Origin of the sequence: Nostoc sp., from assembly GCF_036917635.1 — a bacterium.
Taxonomy (GTDB): domain Bacteria; phylum Cyanobacteriota; class Cyanobacteriia; order Cyanobacteriales; family Nostocaceae; genus Nostoc.
Genome location: NZ_JBALCW010000100.1, coordinates 19,864 through 39,023, shown reverse-complemented (window position 1 = coordinate 39,023; position 19,160 = coordinate 19,864). Strand labels below are relative to the sequence as shown.

The 19,160-nt window shown below is 40.4% G+C and carries 13 protein-coding genes; all 13 read left to right on the top strand.

The genetic code is table 11. The features are described from left to right. Window positions 1-30: 30 nt before the first annotated feature. Entirely contained in the window at window positions 31-2,199 is a 2,169-nt protein-coding gene (locus V7K32_RS25065; RefSeq protein WP_334997039.1) for a tetratricopeptide repeat protein, read from the top strand. 628 nt (window positions 2,200-2,827) lie between these two features. Next, on the top strand, window positions 2,828-3,601 hold the full coding sequence (gene rfbF, locus V7K32_RS25060) for a glucose-1-phosphate cytidylyltransferase (protein ID WP_334997037.1): 774 nt from the start codon (window positions 2,828-2,830) through the stop codon (window positions 3,599-3,601). A gap of 88 nt (window positions 3,602-3,689) precedes the next feature. Next, window positions 3,690-4,904: an L-2-hydroxyglutarate oxidase gene (gene lhgO / locus V7K32_RS25055; protein ID WP_334997035.1), complete on the top strand. Its 1,215-nt coding sequence runs from the start codon at window positions 3,690-3,692 to the stop codon at window positions 4,902-4,904. Window positions 4,905-5,331: 427 nt separating this feature from the next. Beyond that, on the top strand, window positions 5,332-6,360 hold the full coding sequence (locus V7K32_RS25050) for an NAD-dependent epimerase/dehydratase family protein (protein ID WP_334997033.1): 1,029 nt from the start codon (window positions 5,332-5,334) through the stop codon (window positions 6,358-6,360). Between the two features lie 110 nt (window positions 6,361-6,470). Further along, the gene (locus V7K32_RS25045) at window positions 6,471-7,739 is read left to right on the top strand and encodes a class I SAM-dependent methyltransferase (protein ID WP_334997031.1); all 1,269 of its coding nucleotides are present in this window, start codon (window positions 6,471-6,473) and stop codon (window positions 7,737-7,739) included. A 203-nt stretch (window positions 7,740-7,942) separates the two neighbouring features. Next, window positions 7,943-8,950 (top strand): glycosyltransferase family 2 protein, encoded by a 1,008-nt coding sequence (locus V7K32_RS25040; protein ID WP_334997029.1) that lies wholly within the window; start codon window positions 7,943-7,945, stop codon window positions 8,948-8,950. Window positions 8,951-8,999: 49 nt separating this feature from the next. Continuing rightward, the gene (locus tag V7K32_RS25035; RefSeq protein ID WP_334997027.1) at window positions 9,000-9,851 is read left to right on the top strand and encodes a phytanoyl-CoA dioxygenase; all 852 of its coding nucleotides are present in this window, start codon (window positions 9,000-9,002) and stop codon (window positions 9,849-9,851) included. Between the two features lie 203 nt (window positions 9,852-10,054). Further along, window positions 10,055-10,612 (top strand): dTDP-4-dehydrorhamnose 3,5-epimerase, encoded by a 558-nt coding sequence (gene rfbC / locus V7K32_RS25030; RefSeq protein ID WP_334997025.1) that lies wholly within the window; start codon window positions 10,055-10,057, stop codon window positions 10,610-10,612. A 630-nt stretch (window positions 10,613-11,242) separates the two neighbouring features. Continuing rightward, window positions 11,243-12,481 (top strand): glycosyltransferase, encoded by a 1,239-nt coding sequence (locus tag V7K32_RS25025; RefSeq protein ID WP_334997023.1) that lies wholly within the window; start codon window positions 11,243-11,245, stop codon window positions 12,479-12,481. A gap of 243 nt (window positions 12,482-12,724) precedes the next feature. Continuing rightward, window positions 12,725-14,038 carry an NAD(P)H-dependent oxidoreductase gene (locus V7K32_RS25020; protein ID WP_334997021.1) on the top strand — a complete coding sequence of 438 codons (1,314 nt, stop codon included), beginning with the start codon at window positions 12,725-12,727 and terminating at the stop codon, window positions 14,036-14,038. Between the two features lie 315 nt (window positions 14,039-14,353). Then, complete coding sequence (locus V7K32_RS25015; RefSeq protein ID WP_334997019.1) at window positions 14,354-15,454, top strand: glycosyltransferase; 1,101 nt, start codon at window positions 14,354-14,356, stop codon at window positions 15,452-15,454. 128 nt (window positions 15,455-15,582) lie between these two features. Further along, on the top strand, window positions 15,583-17,811 hold the full coding sequence (locus tag V7K32_RS25010) for a GumC family protein (RefSeq protein WP_334997017.1): 2,229 nt from the start codon (window positions 15,583-15,585) through the stop codon (window positions 17,809-17,811). Window positions 17,812-18,399: 588 nt separating this feature from the next. Beyond that, complete coding sequence (gene hepC, locus V7K32_RS25005) at window positions 18,400-19,110, top strand: heterocyst development glycosyltransferase HepC (RefSeq protein WP_334997015.1); 711 nt, start codon at window positions 18,400-18,402, stop codon at window positions 19,108-19,110. The last annotated feature ends 50 nt before the right edge of the window (window positions 19,111-19,160 follow it).

Below are 19,160 nucleotides of genomic sequence, written 5' to 3'. Positions count from 1 at the left end.
TACAATAACTCCGTTAGCGGTAATTTCATTATGCAGGTACTACGTTGTTCCCCTAGAAAAGAAATCCTCAGTCTCAATGTCAGTTTGGGACGTGGTGGTGAGGCTTGTGTTTATGCGGTGCCATCTGATAACAACTTGGTGGCAAAGATTTACCACAAGCCAACGACTGCCCATGCTGATAAACTGCAAGCGATGCTTGCCAACCCGCCAGAAAACCCAACGGCGAGTTTAGGGCATATTTCTATCGCTTGGCCAGAGGATTTATTACGGGCGGCAGATGGCAAAAATTTCATCCTGGGTTTTTTGATGCCACGGATTCAAGGGATGCGTCCAATCATCGACTTTTACAACCCCAGAACCCGCCGCCAACACTGCCCCCTATTCAACTATCAGTACCTGCTCCGCACGGCTCGTAACTTAGCGGCGGCAATTGCCGCTTTGCACGCAAGTGGATATTGCATTGGTGATGTGAACGAGTCAAATATCCTCGTCAGTGACACAGCACTGGTGACTTTGATAGACACAGACTCTTTCCAAGTACTCGACCCAAACACCAATGTTGTTTATCGCTGCCCAGTAGGTAAACCAGAGTTTACCCCACCAGAACTACAGAATAAAACTTTTGCCCAGCACGATCGCGAAATTTCTCACGATTTATTTGGGTTAGCGGTGCTAGTATTTCAACTCTTAATGGAAGGCACCCACCCATTTTCGGGAATTTTTCAAGGCGCTATTGAGCCACCGCCCTACGAAGCCCGCATTGCATCGGGTCATTTTACTTACAGCCAAAAGCGTTACGTACCCTACCTGCCGACACCGATTGCACCGCCTTGGGAAATTCTTCATCCCAGCTTACAAGAACTATTTGTCCGTTGTTTTGAAGAGGGTCACAACAACCCACAGTTGCGCCCCAGTGCCCAGGCTTGGGTATCAGCAATTGCTGAAGCCGAAGATTCCCTGATTACCTGCACGACAAATCCTCAGCATCGCTACAACAACCACATGCGTAGCTGTCCGTGGTGTGAACGTACCGTGCGATTAGGCGGACGCGACCCCTTCCCATCACATCGGGCTATAGAAGCTAGAGAACATCTCCAACCGCGAATCAAACGGAAAAAGCACTACACCCAGACACCGCATTTTCCACAGCGAGCCATGTCACCGCACTCAGGTAATTATTGGCAGCCAGTAATTACCCCAAGCGGTACATCTTATAAACCTTCCAAAAAGTCAAAGTTGTACCCGATTATTTGTTGCTTGCTGGGTTTTGGTTTATTAGGATATGCGGACGTAATGATTAAATTTACTCAGCCGTTGGTTTCCCAAAATGCTTACACTCAACAAACACTCATGTCTCGCCAGACAAATAACAAACTCAGCTTCGCTGATTACTATCAGCAGGGTTATACTGCTTACAAAGACCGAGATTATGAAAAAGCAATTGCCAGCTTTAGCGAAGCAATTACACAAGAACCGACACATGCCAGAGCGATTGTAAATCGTGGCAATGCCCGCTATAACATGAAAGACTACGAAGGAGCAGTTGGAGATTATAGCCAAGCTCTCAAAATCAATCCCAATCAAACCAAAGCTCTGGTGAATCGCGGTAATGCCCGCTATATGCTCGCCGACTATAGCAACGATCCCGATCTAGAGTATAACCTAGCGATCGCAGACTATAATCGCGCCATTGGTCTGAATAATAATGAAACTGAAGCTTATATCAGACGCGGAATTGTCCGCACCCAAATGGCTAAATATAGCGGTGAATCTCAACAAGCTTACAAAAAAGCGATCTCCGATTTTTCTCAAGCCATAAAACTTAATGTATCCAAAGCAGAAGCTTACTTCCAACGTGGTGTAGTCTATTATCAAATTGCTCAATATAGCAGCAATTATGAGCAAGAATATCATCAAGCGATCGCTGACTTTAACCAAGCATTAGCTATCAGCCCCAAACTAGCAAAAGTGTATCTCAAACGAGGTATGGTTCGCTATGAACTAGCACAATATGGCGGTAGTGAATCTAACAAAAATCAGGCGAAAGCTGTCGAGGATATACAGGCATCTGCCAAAATCTTTCTTGAACAAGCTGATATGGATAACTATCAGCAAGCACTCAGTAACATGTGTGTAGTCGTAGAAAACAAATGTGACCCTTTATTCCAGACTTCAAGTAATGTGGAAAAAACTAACTAGAAAAAAGTAAGTTTTATCACTTGCATATTATTGGTTTAGATTTCAAAAATCAAGCCTGATTAGGGTTAGCGTCAGCTAACCCTAGTTATTTATTGGGTAACAAATTATATTTATATTGAGTAATTTATTTTCCTATTTTAAATATTCATAGAGCTTTTATATAGAAAAGATTTTAATTTATATTTCCTTCATAATTTTGGCAAAAATAATAGTTAGATTATGGACGGAGAAAAAGAAAAAATAAATCAATTTTTCTCTATCTAAGTGCATCCTCTTCATGTCGATAAAATCAAGCAATTTTGGATTTTGGACTTGTCGTGAGCGTTCAGTCGAACGATTTGGGATTTTTGATTAAGTAGGTAGACGTAATTAAACATAACAAAAAAGCTCACCCTCAATCCCTCTCCGATGCTTTGGAGAGGGAAGCCGGAGGCAGGGTGAGGTTTTATATTTAATTTGACCCACTTACTTAAAAGAGTTTTTTAGTACATGCCCCGCTATAAAAATGGGCAGAACAAATCAACTCATAGGCTCGTGACATTCAATCACTAATCCCAAATTGCAAATCTAAAATCTAAGATTGGCACGGTCAAATAATTATATCCCTACAAATCTCCGAGGTAATTGTATGAAAGCGGTGATTTTGGCTGGAGGACTTGGTACACGCCTCAGTGAAGAAACTAGTATCAGACCCAAGCCGATGGTTGAAATTGGTGGTAAGCCAATTCTCTGGCACATAATGAAAACTTACTCTGCTCACGGCATTAATGACTTCATTATTTGTTGTGGTTACAAAGGTTACATAATTAAGGAGTATTTTGCTAACTACTTCTTACACATGTCAGATGTTACCTTTGATATGCGATTTAACCAGATGAACGTGCATTCTGGTTATGCTGAACCCTGGCGTGTCACCTTAGTAAATACGGGTGATAATACAATGACAGGCGGACGCTTAAAGCGAATCAGCGAACATCTTGGTAATGAAACTTTTTGCTTTACTTATGGTGATGGTGTAAGTAATATTAATATCACCGAGCTAGTTAAATTTCATAAAGAACAAAGAACATTAGGAACACTTACAGCCGTTCAACCAGCCGGACGTTTTGGTGCTATTTCTTTAGGATATGAGCAAACTAAAATCACCAGCTTTCGAGAGAAACCTGAAGGTGATGGAGCTTGGATTAATGGCGGTTATTTTGTGTTAGAACCAGAAGTAATCAATTTGATTGCTGATGACTCTACCGTGTGGGAGCAAGAGCCATTAGAAAAGCTAGCTGATATGGAACAACTATCGGCTTTCAAACATGATGGTTTTTGGCAACCGATGGATACTTTACGCGATAAAAACTACCTAGAGGGGCTATGGAAAAGCACTCAAGCCCCTTGGAAAGTTTGGTAAGAGAAGAGTTAGGAGTTATGAGTTTTAACTCCCCACTCCCCACTCCCAATTTTATAAATTTACTGTAATTTCAAGTACAATAATCCTAATGTATGATTTTGCAATTATAGGTGGGGGAATAGTTGGGCTTTCTACAGCGCTGGCTTTAGGAAAACGCTATCCCAATGCTCGTATTTTAGTAGTAGAAAAAGAGAGTCAATGGGCATTTCACCAAACCGGCAATAATAGCGGTGTAATTCATTCTGGTATTTACTACAAGCCAGGGAGTTTCAAAGCTAAATTTTGTCGTGACGGTTCTCGCTCTATGGTAGAGTTTTGTCAAGAGCATGGAATTGAGCATGAAGTTTGTGGTAAGGTAATTGTTGCAACAGAAGAACAAGAACTACCACGCTTAGAAAATCTCTACAAACGTGGCTTAGACAATGGCATAGAAGTTAAGAGAATTAGCCCCGAAGAAGTCAGAGAAATTGAACCTCACGTAAAATGTGTAGGTGGACTTCGAGTATTCTCAACTGGTATTGTTAATTACAAGCAAGTTTGTTTGAAATATGCCCAGCTAATTCAAGAGCAGGGCGGGGATTTATACCTGAATACAAAAGTTCTGAAAATCTCCCCAAGTGGTAAAAATCAGGTACTGCAAACAAACAAAGGTAACTTTGAAACCCGCTTTGTAATTAATTGTACTGGATTGCATAGCGATCGCACCGCCAAATTAGGTAAAGTTGAACCCCAAGCAAAAATCGTTCCATTCCGGGGAGAATATTACGAACTCACAAGAGAAAAACGTTATCTGGTTAAAACTCTAATTTATCCAGTTCCCAATCCAGATTTTCCCTTTTTGGGTGTTCACTTTACCCGGATGATTGATGGTAGCGTCCATGCAGGGCCAAACGCGGTTTTGTCACTCAAGCGCGAAGGTTACAAAAAAACCGACTTTGACTTACGAGATTTTCTTGAAGTCATCACCTATCCTGGGTTCTGGAAATTGGCAGCAAAACATGCTGATGAAGGGATTCAAGAAATCATTCGTTCTTTTAGTAAAGCAGCCTTTACCAGAAGTTTGCAAAAACTAATTCCTGAAGTTCAACCAGAAGATTTAGTTCCCACCCATGCAGGAGTTCGCGCTCAAGCCTTAATGAACGATGGCAAGCTTGTAGACGACTTTTTGATCGTTTCCGGTCAAAACTCCATTCATGTTTGCAATGCTCCTTCTCCTGCGGCTACATCTTCTCTAGAAATCGGTAAAGCGCTTGTGGCAGAAATTCCCCAACTTTCGCATCTAGATATTGCAGTAACTGCATAGATAACATAGTTATTACTTCCGGGCTGCTGAATAAAAGGATGAATCTTGTATAGTGGGCATCTTTTACAGCCTGGAAATACAAGGGACGGGTATCTTAACCATCCCACAAGAAAGTGTAGTGCATCAATTAAGAACCGCTATAGAGTGCTGTTACCAATAGGTTAGTCGGCAAACTATGTAATGACTGTTAACCGAGTTACATATAGCGCTTCTGGGTTGAGTCCAATGACCTAACCCCCAACCCCTTCCCTACAAGGGAATGGGAGTAAGATTCAAAGCCTCTCTCCTCAAAGGAAGAGAGGAATGGAAGTGAGGTTATTTACATACAAACGAAAAATATAGCGGTTCCCTCTTGGATGCAACACATAGTAGGGCGAACATCTGTGCGCCCCTAATTTAACTCATCAATACAAAGGCATTAACTACAATGAAAATATTAGTAACTGGAACAGAAGGCTATCTTGGTTCGTTATTACCACCTCTGTTAATTGAACGGGGACATGAAGTTATTGGTCTAGATACTGGTTTTTATAAAGTTGGTTGGCTGTACAACGCTAATGGGGTGACACCCAAAACCCTCAACAAAGATATCCGCAACATCACCCCTGATGATTTAGAAGGTGTTGAAGCAATAGTTCACATGGCGGAACTCTCCAACGACCCAGCCGGACAATTAGCACCTAATATTACCTACGAAATTAATCATGTAGGTTCAGTTCGTCTAGCTAGCCTAGCTAAAGCTATGGGTGTGCGACGCTTTGTATATATGTCTTCGTGCAGCGTCTACGGTGTTGCTACCGCAGGTGATGTCACAGAAGAATCCCCAGTTAATCCCCAAACAGCCTATGCAGAATGCAAAACTCTCGTAGAAACAGATGTCAGACCACTTGCTGATGATGACTTCTCTCCTACATTTATGCGGAATGCAACTGCCTTTGGTGCTTCTCCCAGAATGCGCTTTGATATTGTTTTAAACAACTTAGCAGGGTTGGCATGGACTAGCAAACAAATCAAAATGACCAGTGATGGTACACCCTGGCGGCCATTAGTCCACGCACTGGATATTTGCAAAGCAATAGTCTGCGCCATAGAAGCACCACGGGACATCGTACATAACCAAATCTTCAACGTGGGAGATACAGCAAATAACTATCGCGTCAAAGAAATCGCAGAAATTATTGCTGATATTTTCCCAGATTGTAAATTGTCCTTTGGTAACAACGGTTCAGATAATCGCAGCTACCGGGTATCCTTCGAGAAAATCAACACAATTCTACCTGGATTTAAGTGTGATTGGAATGCCCGACTTGGTGCCCAGCAGTTATTTGATTTATTCAGTCAAATACACATGGCTGAAGATACTTTCTTGTTTAGAGGATTTACCCGCTTAAAACAGCTAGAGTATCTAATTCGTACCGAGCAAATTGACAAAGATTTTTTCTGGAATAAAAAGTAGGTAGAGTAGCCGAATAGGAGCGAAAAAATAATCTAACTTTCCGGATCAAAATTATTTGATTCGGACTTATTTAATATATCAAATTATTTGCAATTAGTGAGCTAAAGTTTATGGCGATCGCAAAATGTCGTTTCAGTGGTCAACCCCTGCACAAAACCTTTATTGATCTAGGAATGTCGCCCTTCGCAAATGCTTATTTGACAGCAGAAAAACTAAATAATGCCGAGAAGTTTTATCCTCTCCAAGCTTATGTTTCTGAAGACACTCTTTTAGTTCAATTAGAACAGTTTGAAACACCAGATCACATTTTCAGCGATTATGCTTATTTTTCTTCATACTCGGTAAGTTGGCTAAAACACGCCAAGGATTACACGGATATGATGGTAGAAAACTTTGGCTTTAATCATCACAATCAAGTTATTGAAATTGCCAGTAATGACGGCTACCTACTGCAATATTTTTTAGAAAAGGGAATCCCTGTTTTAGGAATAGAACCAGCAGCAAATATAGCTAAAGTTGCTGAAAATAGAGGCATTCCTAGTATTAACAAGTTTTTTGGAGTTGAAACTGCTAAAGAACTTGTGATAAAAGGAAAACTAGCTGACCTTTTGATAGGTAATAATGTTTTAGCTCATGTACCAGATTTAAATGATTTCATAGCTGGAATCAAACTCATCCTCAAACCTAATGGCATTTTGACGATGGAGTTTCCTCACATTTTGCAGCTTATTCAACAGAATCAGTTTGATACTATCTATCACGAGCATTTTTCTTATTTTTCATTCCTCACTATCGAAAAAATTTTTGCAGCACATAACTTGCAACTTTTTGACGTAGAGGAATTACCAACTCACGGCGGTTCTTTAAGAATTTATGCTAAACATGACTACGCTGATAATCACAGGATTAGCGACCGAGTTAGCCATCTGAAAGCAAAAGAAATCGCCGCTAGGCTGCATCAGATAGAGACTTACATTACATTTGGAGAAAAAGTCAAAGAAACAAAGCGCAAGCTATTAAATTTTTTCTTGACGGCTAAAGCAGAAGGTAAATCAATCGCTGGTTATGGCGCACCTGCTAAAGGTAATACATTGCTCAATTACTGTGGAATTGGTAAAGATTTTATCGATTACACAGTAGATTGCAATCCCTACAAGCAGGGATTATTTCTACCTGGAACTCATATTCCCATCTTTGAACCAGATAAAATCCGCGAAACCAAACCAGATTATCTCCTAATATTGCCTTGGAATCTCAAGGAAGAAATTATGGAACAAATGGCATTTATTGGCGAGTGGGGTGGACAGTTTGTAGTACCAATTCCTGAAGTTAAAATTTATCCATGTCCTCTTCCTGATCGGCTTTTAATAACCTTGTAATTACTAAATGTGAGGGAAGATACGCTTTTTGCTACTAATCATTTAATTGCTAGGATAATAAACGGTTATTGAAAAGTAATTAAAAAGCGTATCTCCTGGAAAAATTGGTTATTGAATCAAAAACAATTAGATGAAAAAGCAACTTAGTAATTAATAAGCTGTTGTTCCTGCCAATTCTTCTTAAATACAGAATTGAACTTAATATGAATAAATTGCTTACCATTGCCATTCCTACATTTAATCGGGCTGGGTTACTTGATAAACAATTAGCATGGTTAGCTCAAGCTATTAAAGGTTTTGAAGCCGATTGTGAGATTTTAGTTTCTGATAATTATTCAACAGACAATACTCAAGAGGTGATCCAAAAATGGCAAGTAATACTTAGTAATATTACATTTAAATCAAATAAGAATCCTAAAAATTTAGGCGTGGTCAAAAATATTATGTATTGCCTAAATTCTACAACAACAAAATATGTTTGGACAATTGGTGATGATGATCCAATTCAAGATAGAGCTATTGCTTATGTGATTAGCAAGCTCAAACAACATGAAGATTTATCATTATTGTTCCTTAACTTTTCCGGGCGTAACCAAATTACTGGTGAACCAGTTCATCCACCCACAATTGTTGGTAATCGCTGGTTTGATATAGATAGTGAAAATGGTGATGATGATGGTAAAGCTATATTTGAACATTGTTTCTCAAAAAGTGTTGGTGCAGTTATTTTTCTGACTGCTACAATCTACCGCACTGATTTAGTGAAACGCGCTCTAAAAAATTGGCAAGATGCAGAGAATAACTGGATATCTTTAGCTTATTTAGCCGGTTATTGTGCTGCAAATGGTAATGTAATTGTTACTAAAGAGACTTATTTGGAATGTGTTGTTGGTGTGAGTTACTGGCAGAAAGAACCAAAGTCTGCACTGTTAATGCAATACAAACATATACCTGAAGTGATTTTGAAACTTGAAGAGAATGGATATTCTAAGCAGTTTTGTAGACGGATGCTTTTGCATAACAGTAAAGAAGTCAACTGGAAAGTTTTCTTGGGTGCTTTAAGAAGATGGCCGATGTCCGCCATCAAGATAGTAGTTCCATTTTTGGCTTTAGTCAGCTTGTGTGCTTTTGACGTGATGGTTTCTAAAGAATTCGGTTTAGCAGAATCAAGCGAAATACCGAATCAAGAAGTAGGGACTTATAAGCCCTAAGCTCTTAAATTGCTAACAAATATGTATCAAAAATAGGAGGATTTACGCCATGTTTAATGCAATTAAGCACAAAATATCTACACTGTCTTCTGACTTTGAATATTACGTAGCCCGTTGGAAGCATAGCAGAAATTTGCCAGCATTAGAAGGAAGCGATCGCACCATCCTAAATGCTCTCAAAAAAGATGGTGTTTACGTCACAACACTTGCAGATTTAGGGTTCAACTCTAGCTCAGAACTGCTGAAAGCTTCTTATCATCAATTGTCTCAGATGGAAAATCCCAACAACGACCATCTAGAGCAAAAGTTACCCCAAATTTCCACAGTTACAGGTTTACCAGAATTTTATGCCTGGGGAATTGAGAAAAGACTGCTCAATATCATCGAAAATTACATTGGTCTTCCTATTGCTTTTCATGGTGTACATTTACGCATAGATTTTAATAATAAACATCAGTTTGGCACGCTGTTATGGCATAGCGATGCAGAAGACCGTCGGATTATCAAAATCATTATTTACTTGAATGATGTAGAAGAAAAAACTGGGCCTTTTGAATACATCCCTCGCTCTTTAACTTCCTTATTTAGTTGGAATTATTTTCAACTTTACTACAAACTTTGGAAGTCACGTTATATGGGTATCGACGATGAACAAGTAAAACCAGTCATCCCCAAATCAGCTTGGAAATCCTGCCCAGGTCCAGCCGGTACTGTGATTCTTGTAGATACGAAAAATGCTTTGCATCACGGCACAGTTCGCACAGAAAACCGATCAACACTATTCTTGTGTTACACTGCCAATCCTCCTGAAAGACCAGACCTCTGTACCCAATACTGGGATGATACTTATCCTAGAGCAGAGTTACATTCTGCATCTGATGCAGTTAAAGTATCAACTTAAAAACATTCTCGCCGGAACAATATCTAATTTAATTAACCGCAGAGGCACAGAGAACACAGAGGAAGAGAAAGAAAGGAGTTGCACCCAATGAAATTTGTAGATTACTGATACAAAATATCTCTCAAACTCTCATCTCTCTGCGCCCTCTGCGCCTCTGCGGTTCGTTTATTTTTTTACTCAACATTCATCTCAAAGGAATCATAATGATTTTCACCGAAACTGCACTCAAAGACGCATTCATTATTGACTTAGAAGAAAAGCCTGACCACCGTGGTTTTTTTGCTCGGTCTTTCTGCGCTCAAGAATTTGAGGCACACGGGTTAAAGCCAACAGTTGCCCAATGTAACCTGTCTTTTAATTATAAAAAAGGCACTATCAGGGGAATGCACTATCAAATTCTGCCAGCCGCAGAAACAAAATTAATTCGCTGTACTAAAGGTGCTATCTATGATGTAATTATTGATATGCGTCCAGAATCTCCTAGCTTTTTATCACACATTGGTGTAGAGCTAACCCCAGAAAACCGCCGCGCTTTGTATGTTCCAGAAATGTTTGCTCATGGCTATCAAGCACTCAGAGATGAGACTGAAGTTCTATATCAAGTGGGTGAATTTTACACGCCAGGATATGAAAGAGGTTTACGCTATGATGACCCATTCTTTGCCATTGATTGGCCTTTAGATATGACTGAAATATCTGAGAAAGATTTAAATTGGCCTTTGTTGAGAATGATGACTGTTGGCGGTACAGTTTCCAGATAACTATAGACTCTTTCTCTGCACTAGGTGTTTCAGTGCAGCGAACTAGTAGTCTATCTCATTAATTTTGAGTGATAAGAGAACGAACCGCAAAGGACGCAAAGAGCGCGAAGAAAGAAAGAAAGAAAGAAAGAAAGTGAAATTTGATTCAACGGGAGCATCGCAATTTGCTTAAATCTTTTCTCTCACCGCCAGCCCCTCTCCCGTTATATGGGAGAGGGGAGACATAATTCTAGTTCCCCGAATCCCAAATGATGCGATTTAGGGTTAGGGGATGAGGGCTATCAAGGTTTTTGCACCTGACGGGATGCTCCCGATTCAACTATCAGAATTAATGGGATAGACCACTAGTCGTATGTCCCAAAAGTTTTCAGAGGTTCGTGGTGTTCACATCCCCGACAACTTCTGCGAAGTCGGGGATCTCGCAGCCCCGCAAAATTAATGGGACAGAGTACTAGTCGTATGTCAAGTTTAAATTGATGGGTAAGTTCGTAGTAAGGACTTTAGTCCTTATCCTCTAAGCACGCTTTGTGCTTACTACAAACTTTTGATTACTAGCTTAGACATTGTACTACTACAACACACTGGCTACTGTTCATGAGGTAATACAATAATTAATTAGGGTAGAAATAAATGCCAAATAATATTCTATCTCGTGTCGGTAATACTATCTCTTTTGTCTCTAAAAAAGTCCAAGCTCGAATCAATTACGCTAAGAATTTACAGGTTGTTTCTCTAAAGCCTAAACAGGCTTCCAAAGGAAATGTACTTCTTTCTTATCGGATTGAGCCATTCCTCTTAAAACCTGGTCAGCCAATGCCTAAAGACCATACTTGGTACTGGGAAGTTTGGCAAATAGCCCAAACTTTTTTAGACTTGGGTTACAACGTTGATGTTATCCAGTTCCACAATGATAAATTCGTTCCTCAAAAAGATTACGCATTTTTCATTGATATCCGTCATCGAATGGAAGCGCTTGCACCAAAACTCAATAAAGATTGCATCAAGATTTTCCACGTTGACATTGCTAATATGGTGTTTCGCAATGCAGCAGAATGCAACAGGCTTCTAGAATTACAACGGCGCAAAGGTATCACCTTAAAACCTCAGCGATTTGAAGTTCCTAACTTAGGAATTGAATATGCCGATTGCGCGATTGTGTTGGGTAATGATTTCACAACTGATACATTCAAGTATGCCAACAAACCGATGTATCGCATCCCAATTTCTTCGCCTGTGGTTTATCCTTATCCCGACAATAAAGATTTGGAAACGGTAAGAAAGCGTTTTCTGTGGTTTGGTGGTAGTGCTTTAGTCCTCAAAGGATTAGATTTAGTTTTAGATGCCTTTGCCCAAATGCCGGAATATCATTTAACAGTTTGTGGCCCGGTAAGTAATGACAAAGAATTTGAGCAAGCTTTCTATAAGGAACTATACGAAACACCTAATATCCACACTTATGGTTGGATTGATGTTAGTAGTCCTGACTTTATAGAAGTGACAAATAACTGTTTAGGGCTTGTTTATCCTTCTGTTTCTGAAGGACAGTCAGGAGCAGTAATCAGTTGCTTACAAGCCGGGTTAATCCCGATTTTGAGCTACGAATCTGGTGTAGATGTTCACGATTTCGGTGTGATTTTCGATAATCTTTCCGTTGAAGAAATTAAGGACAAAGTTAGAAATATTTCCAACTTGCCTGTTGAAGACCTAAAGCTGATGTCTCTTAAAGCATGGGAATACGCAAGAGCAAATCATACCAAAGAAAAGTTTGCTCAAGTTTACAAAAATGTTGTGGAGCAAATTATTGAAAATCACAGCCAGGAAAAACAGACTGCTTCCACAGCATCTAGCAAACAACCAGTTAGTATTTAGCCCTGGTGATTAGAAATCGCGGCTATACAAACTTTCGTCCGCCTGCGCGGACTGATAAAAATTAAGGGTTTAAAACCCGCGCAGGTGGATTTTATCTGTGTAGCCGTGACTTATAGTCGCTTGGTGCAAGCTAATTTTCATCCCCATGAAAATGTACTTAATATTTAGCTGTAAAAAATTATTAAGTGCAAAATTATCCAGAATTTGTATCACAACCAACAGTTCCAAAAAGGAGTTTAGTTCATGATTATTATCGATCGCGCCTTACAAGCCCGTGCAGCAGCAGGAAATCCCATCAAAGTGGGAATGATTGGTGCTGGTTTTATGGGTCGAGGAATTGCCAACCAAATTGTCAATTCAGTGCCAGGAATGGAGTTAGTTGCTATCTCCAATCGCCAGATTGATGCAGCTAAACAAGCTTATTCGGAAGCAGGAATTGAAGATATTCAAGTTGTGGCAACTGTCAGCGAATTAGAAGATGCGATCGCAAACGGTAAATATGCAGTCACAGAAGACGCTAAGTTACTGTGTCAAGCCCAGGGCATCGATGCATTAATCGAAGTCACAGGTGCAGTGGAATTTGGCGCTCACATCGTTATGGAAGCGATCGCCCATTGCAAACATGTGATCATGATGAACGCCGAACTCGACGGCACCATTGGCCCCATCCTGAAAGTCTATGCTGACAAAGCAGGTGTGATTCTCAGCGCCTGTGATGGCGATCAGCCAGGGGTGCAAATGAACCTTTACCGCTTTGTAAAAAGCATTGGTCTAACTCCTTTATTGTGCGGTAACATTAAAGGACTCCAAGACCCCTATCGCAATCCCACCACTCAGGAAGGATTTGCTAAACGTTGGGGTCAAAAGCCTCACATGGTGGCTAGCTTCGCTGACGGAACCAAAATTTCCTTTGAGCAAGCGATCGTTGCCAATGCCACAGGGATGAAAGTCGCCAAACGGGGAATGTTGGGATATGACTTCAACGGTTATGTCGATGAAATGACCCAGCTATATGATGTTGAACAACTCAAAGAACTGGGCGGCATTGTCGATTATGTAGTTGGAGCAAAACCAGGCCCAGGCGTATATGTATTTGCCACTCACGACGACCCCAAGCAACGCCACTATCTCAACTTATACAAATTAGGCGAAGGCCCCCTTTACAGCTTCCATACTCCTTATCACCTCTGTCATTTTGAAGTTCCCTTGTCCGTAGCGCGTGCTGTTCTGTTCGGTGATGCGGTTATGTCTCCACTAGCAGGCCCCTTGGTAGATGTTATCACCACTGCCAAAATTGACCTGAAAGCAGGAGAAACCCTAGATGGCATCGGTTACTACATGACCTACGGACAATGTGAAAATTCCGATATCGTCCAACAGCAAAATCTTCTACCAATTGGTTTAGCCGAAGGATGTCGCCTCAAACGAGATATTTCTAAGGATCAAGTCCTCACTTATGAGGATGTAGAATTGCCTGAAGGTAGACTCTGCGACCAACTACGATCTGAGCAAAACACTTATTTCGCCTCAGAAAAAATCTTGGTAGCAGTTGGATAATATCGGTTCCAAAAATATTTGCAAAAAATGACTTGGCTGTAGGGGTATACAGCTAGCTGTACGCCCTTACGTATTTGTAGCCAGAATTTTGTGAAGAGGATATGAAGCTATACTGCGGGAGACTAGAGTTGTTGATAGTAATATGATGTCCACTAAATTACCCATAATAAAGAACTCCTCCCCGCAGCCTCTTAGGGGAGCTAAAGCGTAGCTTTGGCGGGGTGGGGTTCCCGGTATTATGCTTAATTGCCCGAACATCATATAACTTGCTGTGGAGCGTTGAAACACACCCGATCGAAACTTTAGGTCAAATTGATGAAAATTGCTCTAGTCCACGATTATTTGACCCAGCGAGGTGGGGCAGAGCGTGTGTTTGAACTGCTTTGTAAGCGCTATCCCGAAGCGGATATTTTCACATCTCTGTACGATCCAGACAAAACTATTGATCTAGGCGATCGCATAGTCAACACAACCTTTTTACAAAAAATTCCTGGTGCAGTAAAATATTTTAGGTCAATGGCTCCTCTATATTTTCCTGCGTTTCGTTCCTTGGATTTGCAAGACTACGATCTAATTATTAGCAGTAGCACCAGTTTTGCCAAAGCAGTGCGAAAAAATCCCAATGCTTGCCACATTTGTTTTTGCCATAATGTCACCCGTTTTTTATGGGACACAGCAACTTATTTAAGAGAGTACGGAGACTATAGATATTTTGCTCCTTTAATCGAACAAATATTTCAAGTAATGAGAAAGGTAGACCTAAAATATGCACAGGAGCCTGACCTTTACATTGCTAATTCTAGTGTTGTTGCCCGCCGTATTGAAAGTATTTATGGCAAAAAGGCAATGATGGTAAACTATCCAATTGATACTAGTAAATTTCTTTTTTCCGATATAAAAGAAGAATATTATCTGGCCTCAGCCCGGATGATTAGCTATAAGCGTCTTGATATAATAGTCGAAGCTTTTAATTGGCTGGGATGGCGCTTATTAATATCAGGTGACGGGCCTGAACTTGCTCGGTTAAAATCCAAAGCATTAAAAAATATTGAGTTCTTGGGACACGTAAGTGATAGAACCCGCAAAGACTTGTTTTCCAAAGCCAAGTCTATTATTGTCGCAGCCTTAGAAGACTACGGATTAGTTCCAGTAGAGGCTAATGCTAGTGGTACACCAGTCATCGCTTATGGTGCAGGTGGAGTATTAGATACTCAAATTCCAGGTGAAACAGGAGTCTTTTTCAAAAGACAAACACCCGAATCTCTACAAATTGCATTACTAGAAGCTAATGGCATTTCTTGGGATTACGATCGCATCCGTAATCATGCAGTAGCAAACTTTTCAGAAAATGCCTTTTTTGGGAAGGTTGAGCAAATTATTAACCAAGCTTGTGGTGTAAAGCAATTATTCATTTGATAAAGTAATCTCTTTCTACTATAAGATTACCTATTTATTTTTCTCTCTCCTTCTGAGTGGTTCGTAAAAAGAATAGGTATTATTCGGGATATCTCTTAGCGTAAGTCTTGAAGACAAGGATAATAAAAGTGGTTCAAAGTAGTCTAAATCCTCATATAACTCAAGTTACAGAAACTGAACCAAGCTACGGACAATTGTTTGCCGTATTTTTGCGAAGATTTCCTTGGTTCCTAGCAGTATTAATTACTTCTATTGCTATTGCAGGCATGGTAACTTTAAAAACCAAGCCAACTTATAAAAGTTCAATGCAACTTTTAGTAGAACCTAACTATCAAGGTAAAGCAGAAGGAGCGGGCGTAGACAACCAATTTACCGACTCTAATGTGGTCATAGATACTGCAACCCAGCTTAACTTGATGCAAAGTTCGGGACTTATCCAAAAAGCAGTTGATAAACTTCAATCTGATTATCCAGATATAAGTTCAGCTGAAATTAAAGCTTCCTTGGTTTTAACTCAATTAAGGAGCAAAGAAGATAATGTTGCTACTAAAATATTTCAAGTTGAATACACTGCTGGAGATCCAGAAAAGACACAAAAAGTTCTGGGTGCAATTCGACAAGTTTATGTGGAATATAACAAAGAACAACAGAATTCGCGTTTACAAAAAGGTCTGCAAATTATCAGAGAACAGTTAAGTAAAGCCAGTGAAGAAGTAAACGCAGCTGAGACAAATTTACAAAGGTTTCGCAGAAATCAGAACTTAATTGATCCAGAATCACAGGCTAAAGCGATTGAGACAGCTTTAAATAATATTGCCCAAGAAAGACAAACAACTCGCGCTCAGTATGGTGAAGCTTTAGCACGCCAAAAATCTTTAGAAGAACAACTTAACCGTTCTCCCCAAAATGCTTTAGTTGCTTCTCGTTTGAGTCAATCTACTCGCTATCAAGGCTTACTAAACGAAATCCAAAAAAGCGAACTCGCACTAGCACAAGAACGCTTACGCTTTACAGATGAAACTCCGAGTGTGCAAAAGCTCAAAGAACAGCTTCAAAGCCAGAAGGAATTATTGCAACAAGAAGTAGGAAGAACTTTAGGCGAAAAGTCTGCTGGTGCATTCACAAATGGAGACTCTCTTCTGGAAAAAGGACAGCTTGGGCAAATTGATCTCAGCCTAGCTGGTCAGTTGGTAGAAACACAGACAACTATAGTTGCTTTAACTGCTCGCGATCAAACTTTAGCCCAGAAAGAAAACGAGCTACGTTTTGAAATCAAACGCTTCCCGCCTCTTTTAGCTTATTACAATCGGATGTTACCGCAGTTGCAATTTAGCCGTGAAAGATTAGAGCAACTTTTAAGAGCAGAACAGCAATTACGGCAAGAACTTTCCAAGGGTGGATTTAATTGGGAAGTTGTAGAAGAACCTCAAAAAGGCGGACAATTAGGCCCCAATCTGCAACAGAACTTGCTGTTAGGTGCTGTGGTTGGGTTTATGTTAGGAGGTATTGCTGCCTTTATTCGAGAATCGGCTGATGATGCGGTTCACACTACTGCTGAATTAGAGAAACAAATGGCCATGCCGTTGTTGGGAACAACTCCCAAATTACCGCCAGCCAAACCCAGAGAATCAATGATTAAGTTGCCTTTTGGTAAGCCAGAAGTTCTCGCTCCTTGGACAATTCAGGTATTGCAATCTCCACCGCGTTGGGAATCGCTGGATTTGATTTACAAAAACATTGAACTTTTAAATACTGTTGCTAATTTAAAATCTTTGATGATCACTTCGGCCTTGGCCGATGAGGGTAAATCAGCCTTGGCGTTAGGTTTGGCAATGAGTGCTGCCCGTTTACATAAAAGGGTACTGCTAATTGATGCCAATTTACGCGATCCTAGTCTGCACGAACAGTTGAATCTTCCTAATGAACAGGGGCTTTCAACTTTATTGGCGAGTGATGCAAATCTACCCAACCAAATTAGTTTTCAATATTCAGGTTCCGCCTACATCGATATCTTGACTGCTGGCCCCAAACCTGCTGATCCAGCTAATCTGTTGAGTTCCCCTCGGATGATAGAATTAATGGCAGCATTTGAGGAAAACTATGATTTGGTACTCATAGATGCTCCCCCAGTTCTCGGCTTGGTGGATGCCATGCTCACTGCATCATCTTGTCGTAGCGTGGTTATGGTGGCAAGCATTGGGATTGTGACGCGAAGTCAGCTTAGTCAAGCTACAGCCATGCTGAGTAAGTTAAATCTAATTGGGGTTGTAGCTAATGGGGTATCAAACTCTAGTAGTAATTACGTACCTTATATCAAACAACAGCAATTAGCTCTGCGGCAAGCTGTAGAAAAATAGTTAGTACGGCGACGAAAGATCCCCGTTAGATGATAGATCCCCGACTTCTTAAAGAAGTCGGGGATCTTGCGTTTCGCATTATATAACCAAAATTTAATTTTATTGCGATCAGGAAAATTTCAGTATATTTATGCTATCTTTATGGGTTATCAGAGAAATCACTGGCTCTTTAAAGAGTAAATAAAGAATTTATTTGAGCGATCGCTATTTCTATATACTCTTATATTCTAGAGATTAAAGCACCTTTAAAAAGGCTAGAAGACAACAGGGGACTGGTTTTGTTAATATCGACATAAAAAACACCACAGTGCAATTAAACGTCGATATAGATTCATGGGTAATTTGCCTCTACACTTTTCTACTGTCAGTAGTTACCGGAAAATACTGATTGCTCATGAATATTGATAGTAACGTTGATTTGTACACCTCTACACCAGCAGAATTCTGAGTGGCAAATAGTAATAACATATTTTGCCCTCAATTATCTCCAACTTTTTGGACTGACACAAGATTCGGATTTGGGTCTTTGGCATTGATAGCCTTTGATAACGCCTCAGCAATTCACTCGTGTATAAACCCAAAGACATTATGACAACTTCAATAATTCCAACTCTAGAGAATTTATATGATGTAACCCAGGAACACGAAGATAATCGTGGGTACTGCACACTCCAGTGGCGACGCGGTAAGCTGTTGGTGAAGCCGCCTGGACGAGTGAAACAACCATATCTGCCTTCATTAAATAGTAAGCGATCGCTAGTAGAATGCTTACAACATTCTCCGGTAAGTTTGGTAAGCATAGATCCCAAATTGGGTGAGGGTTTGCTCAGGTTTTGGGCAGATGCATGTGAAGAAGCACAAAAACCAATATTCCTAAGCATATCTGCTAGTAAAAAACTGTCTAAGCAACCCTTCAAGCGGCTAATTGATTGGATTGCTGCTTTCGTATTGCTGCTATTAGTAAGTCCAGTCATGTTGGGATTGGTTGTGTTAATGCAGGTTTACTCGCCAGGGTCACTTTTTTGCCGTGAGTGGCGTGTTGGAGAACGGGGCAAACTGTTTCGGGCAATGAGGTTTCGCACGCAAAACATCACACCGCTAGGGCGTTGGATGGGTAAATCCAGTCTTGATAATCTGCCACAGTTATTTAACGTGCTGCGGGGTGACATGAGTTTAACCGGATCTTGCTGTTGGACTTTAGAAGATGCAGTACAGCTAAATAAATTACCAGAAATTAAAGCTTCGTGGGAAGTAGAAGCACAGTCTCACCTGTTACATCTAGATAGCCAAACACTGTAATTTATCTGTGCGGTAGGTAATTGATGGTTTCATCTACCGCACTGAGGCTA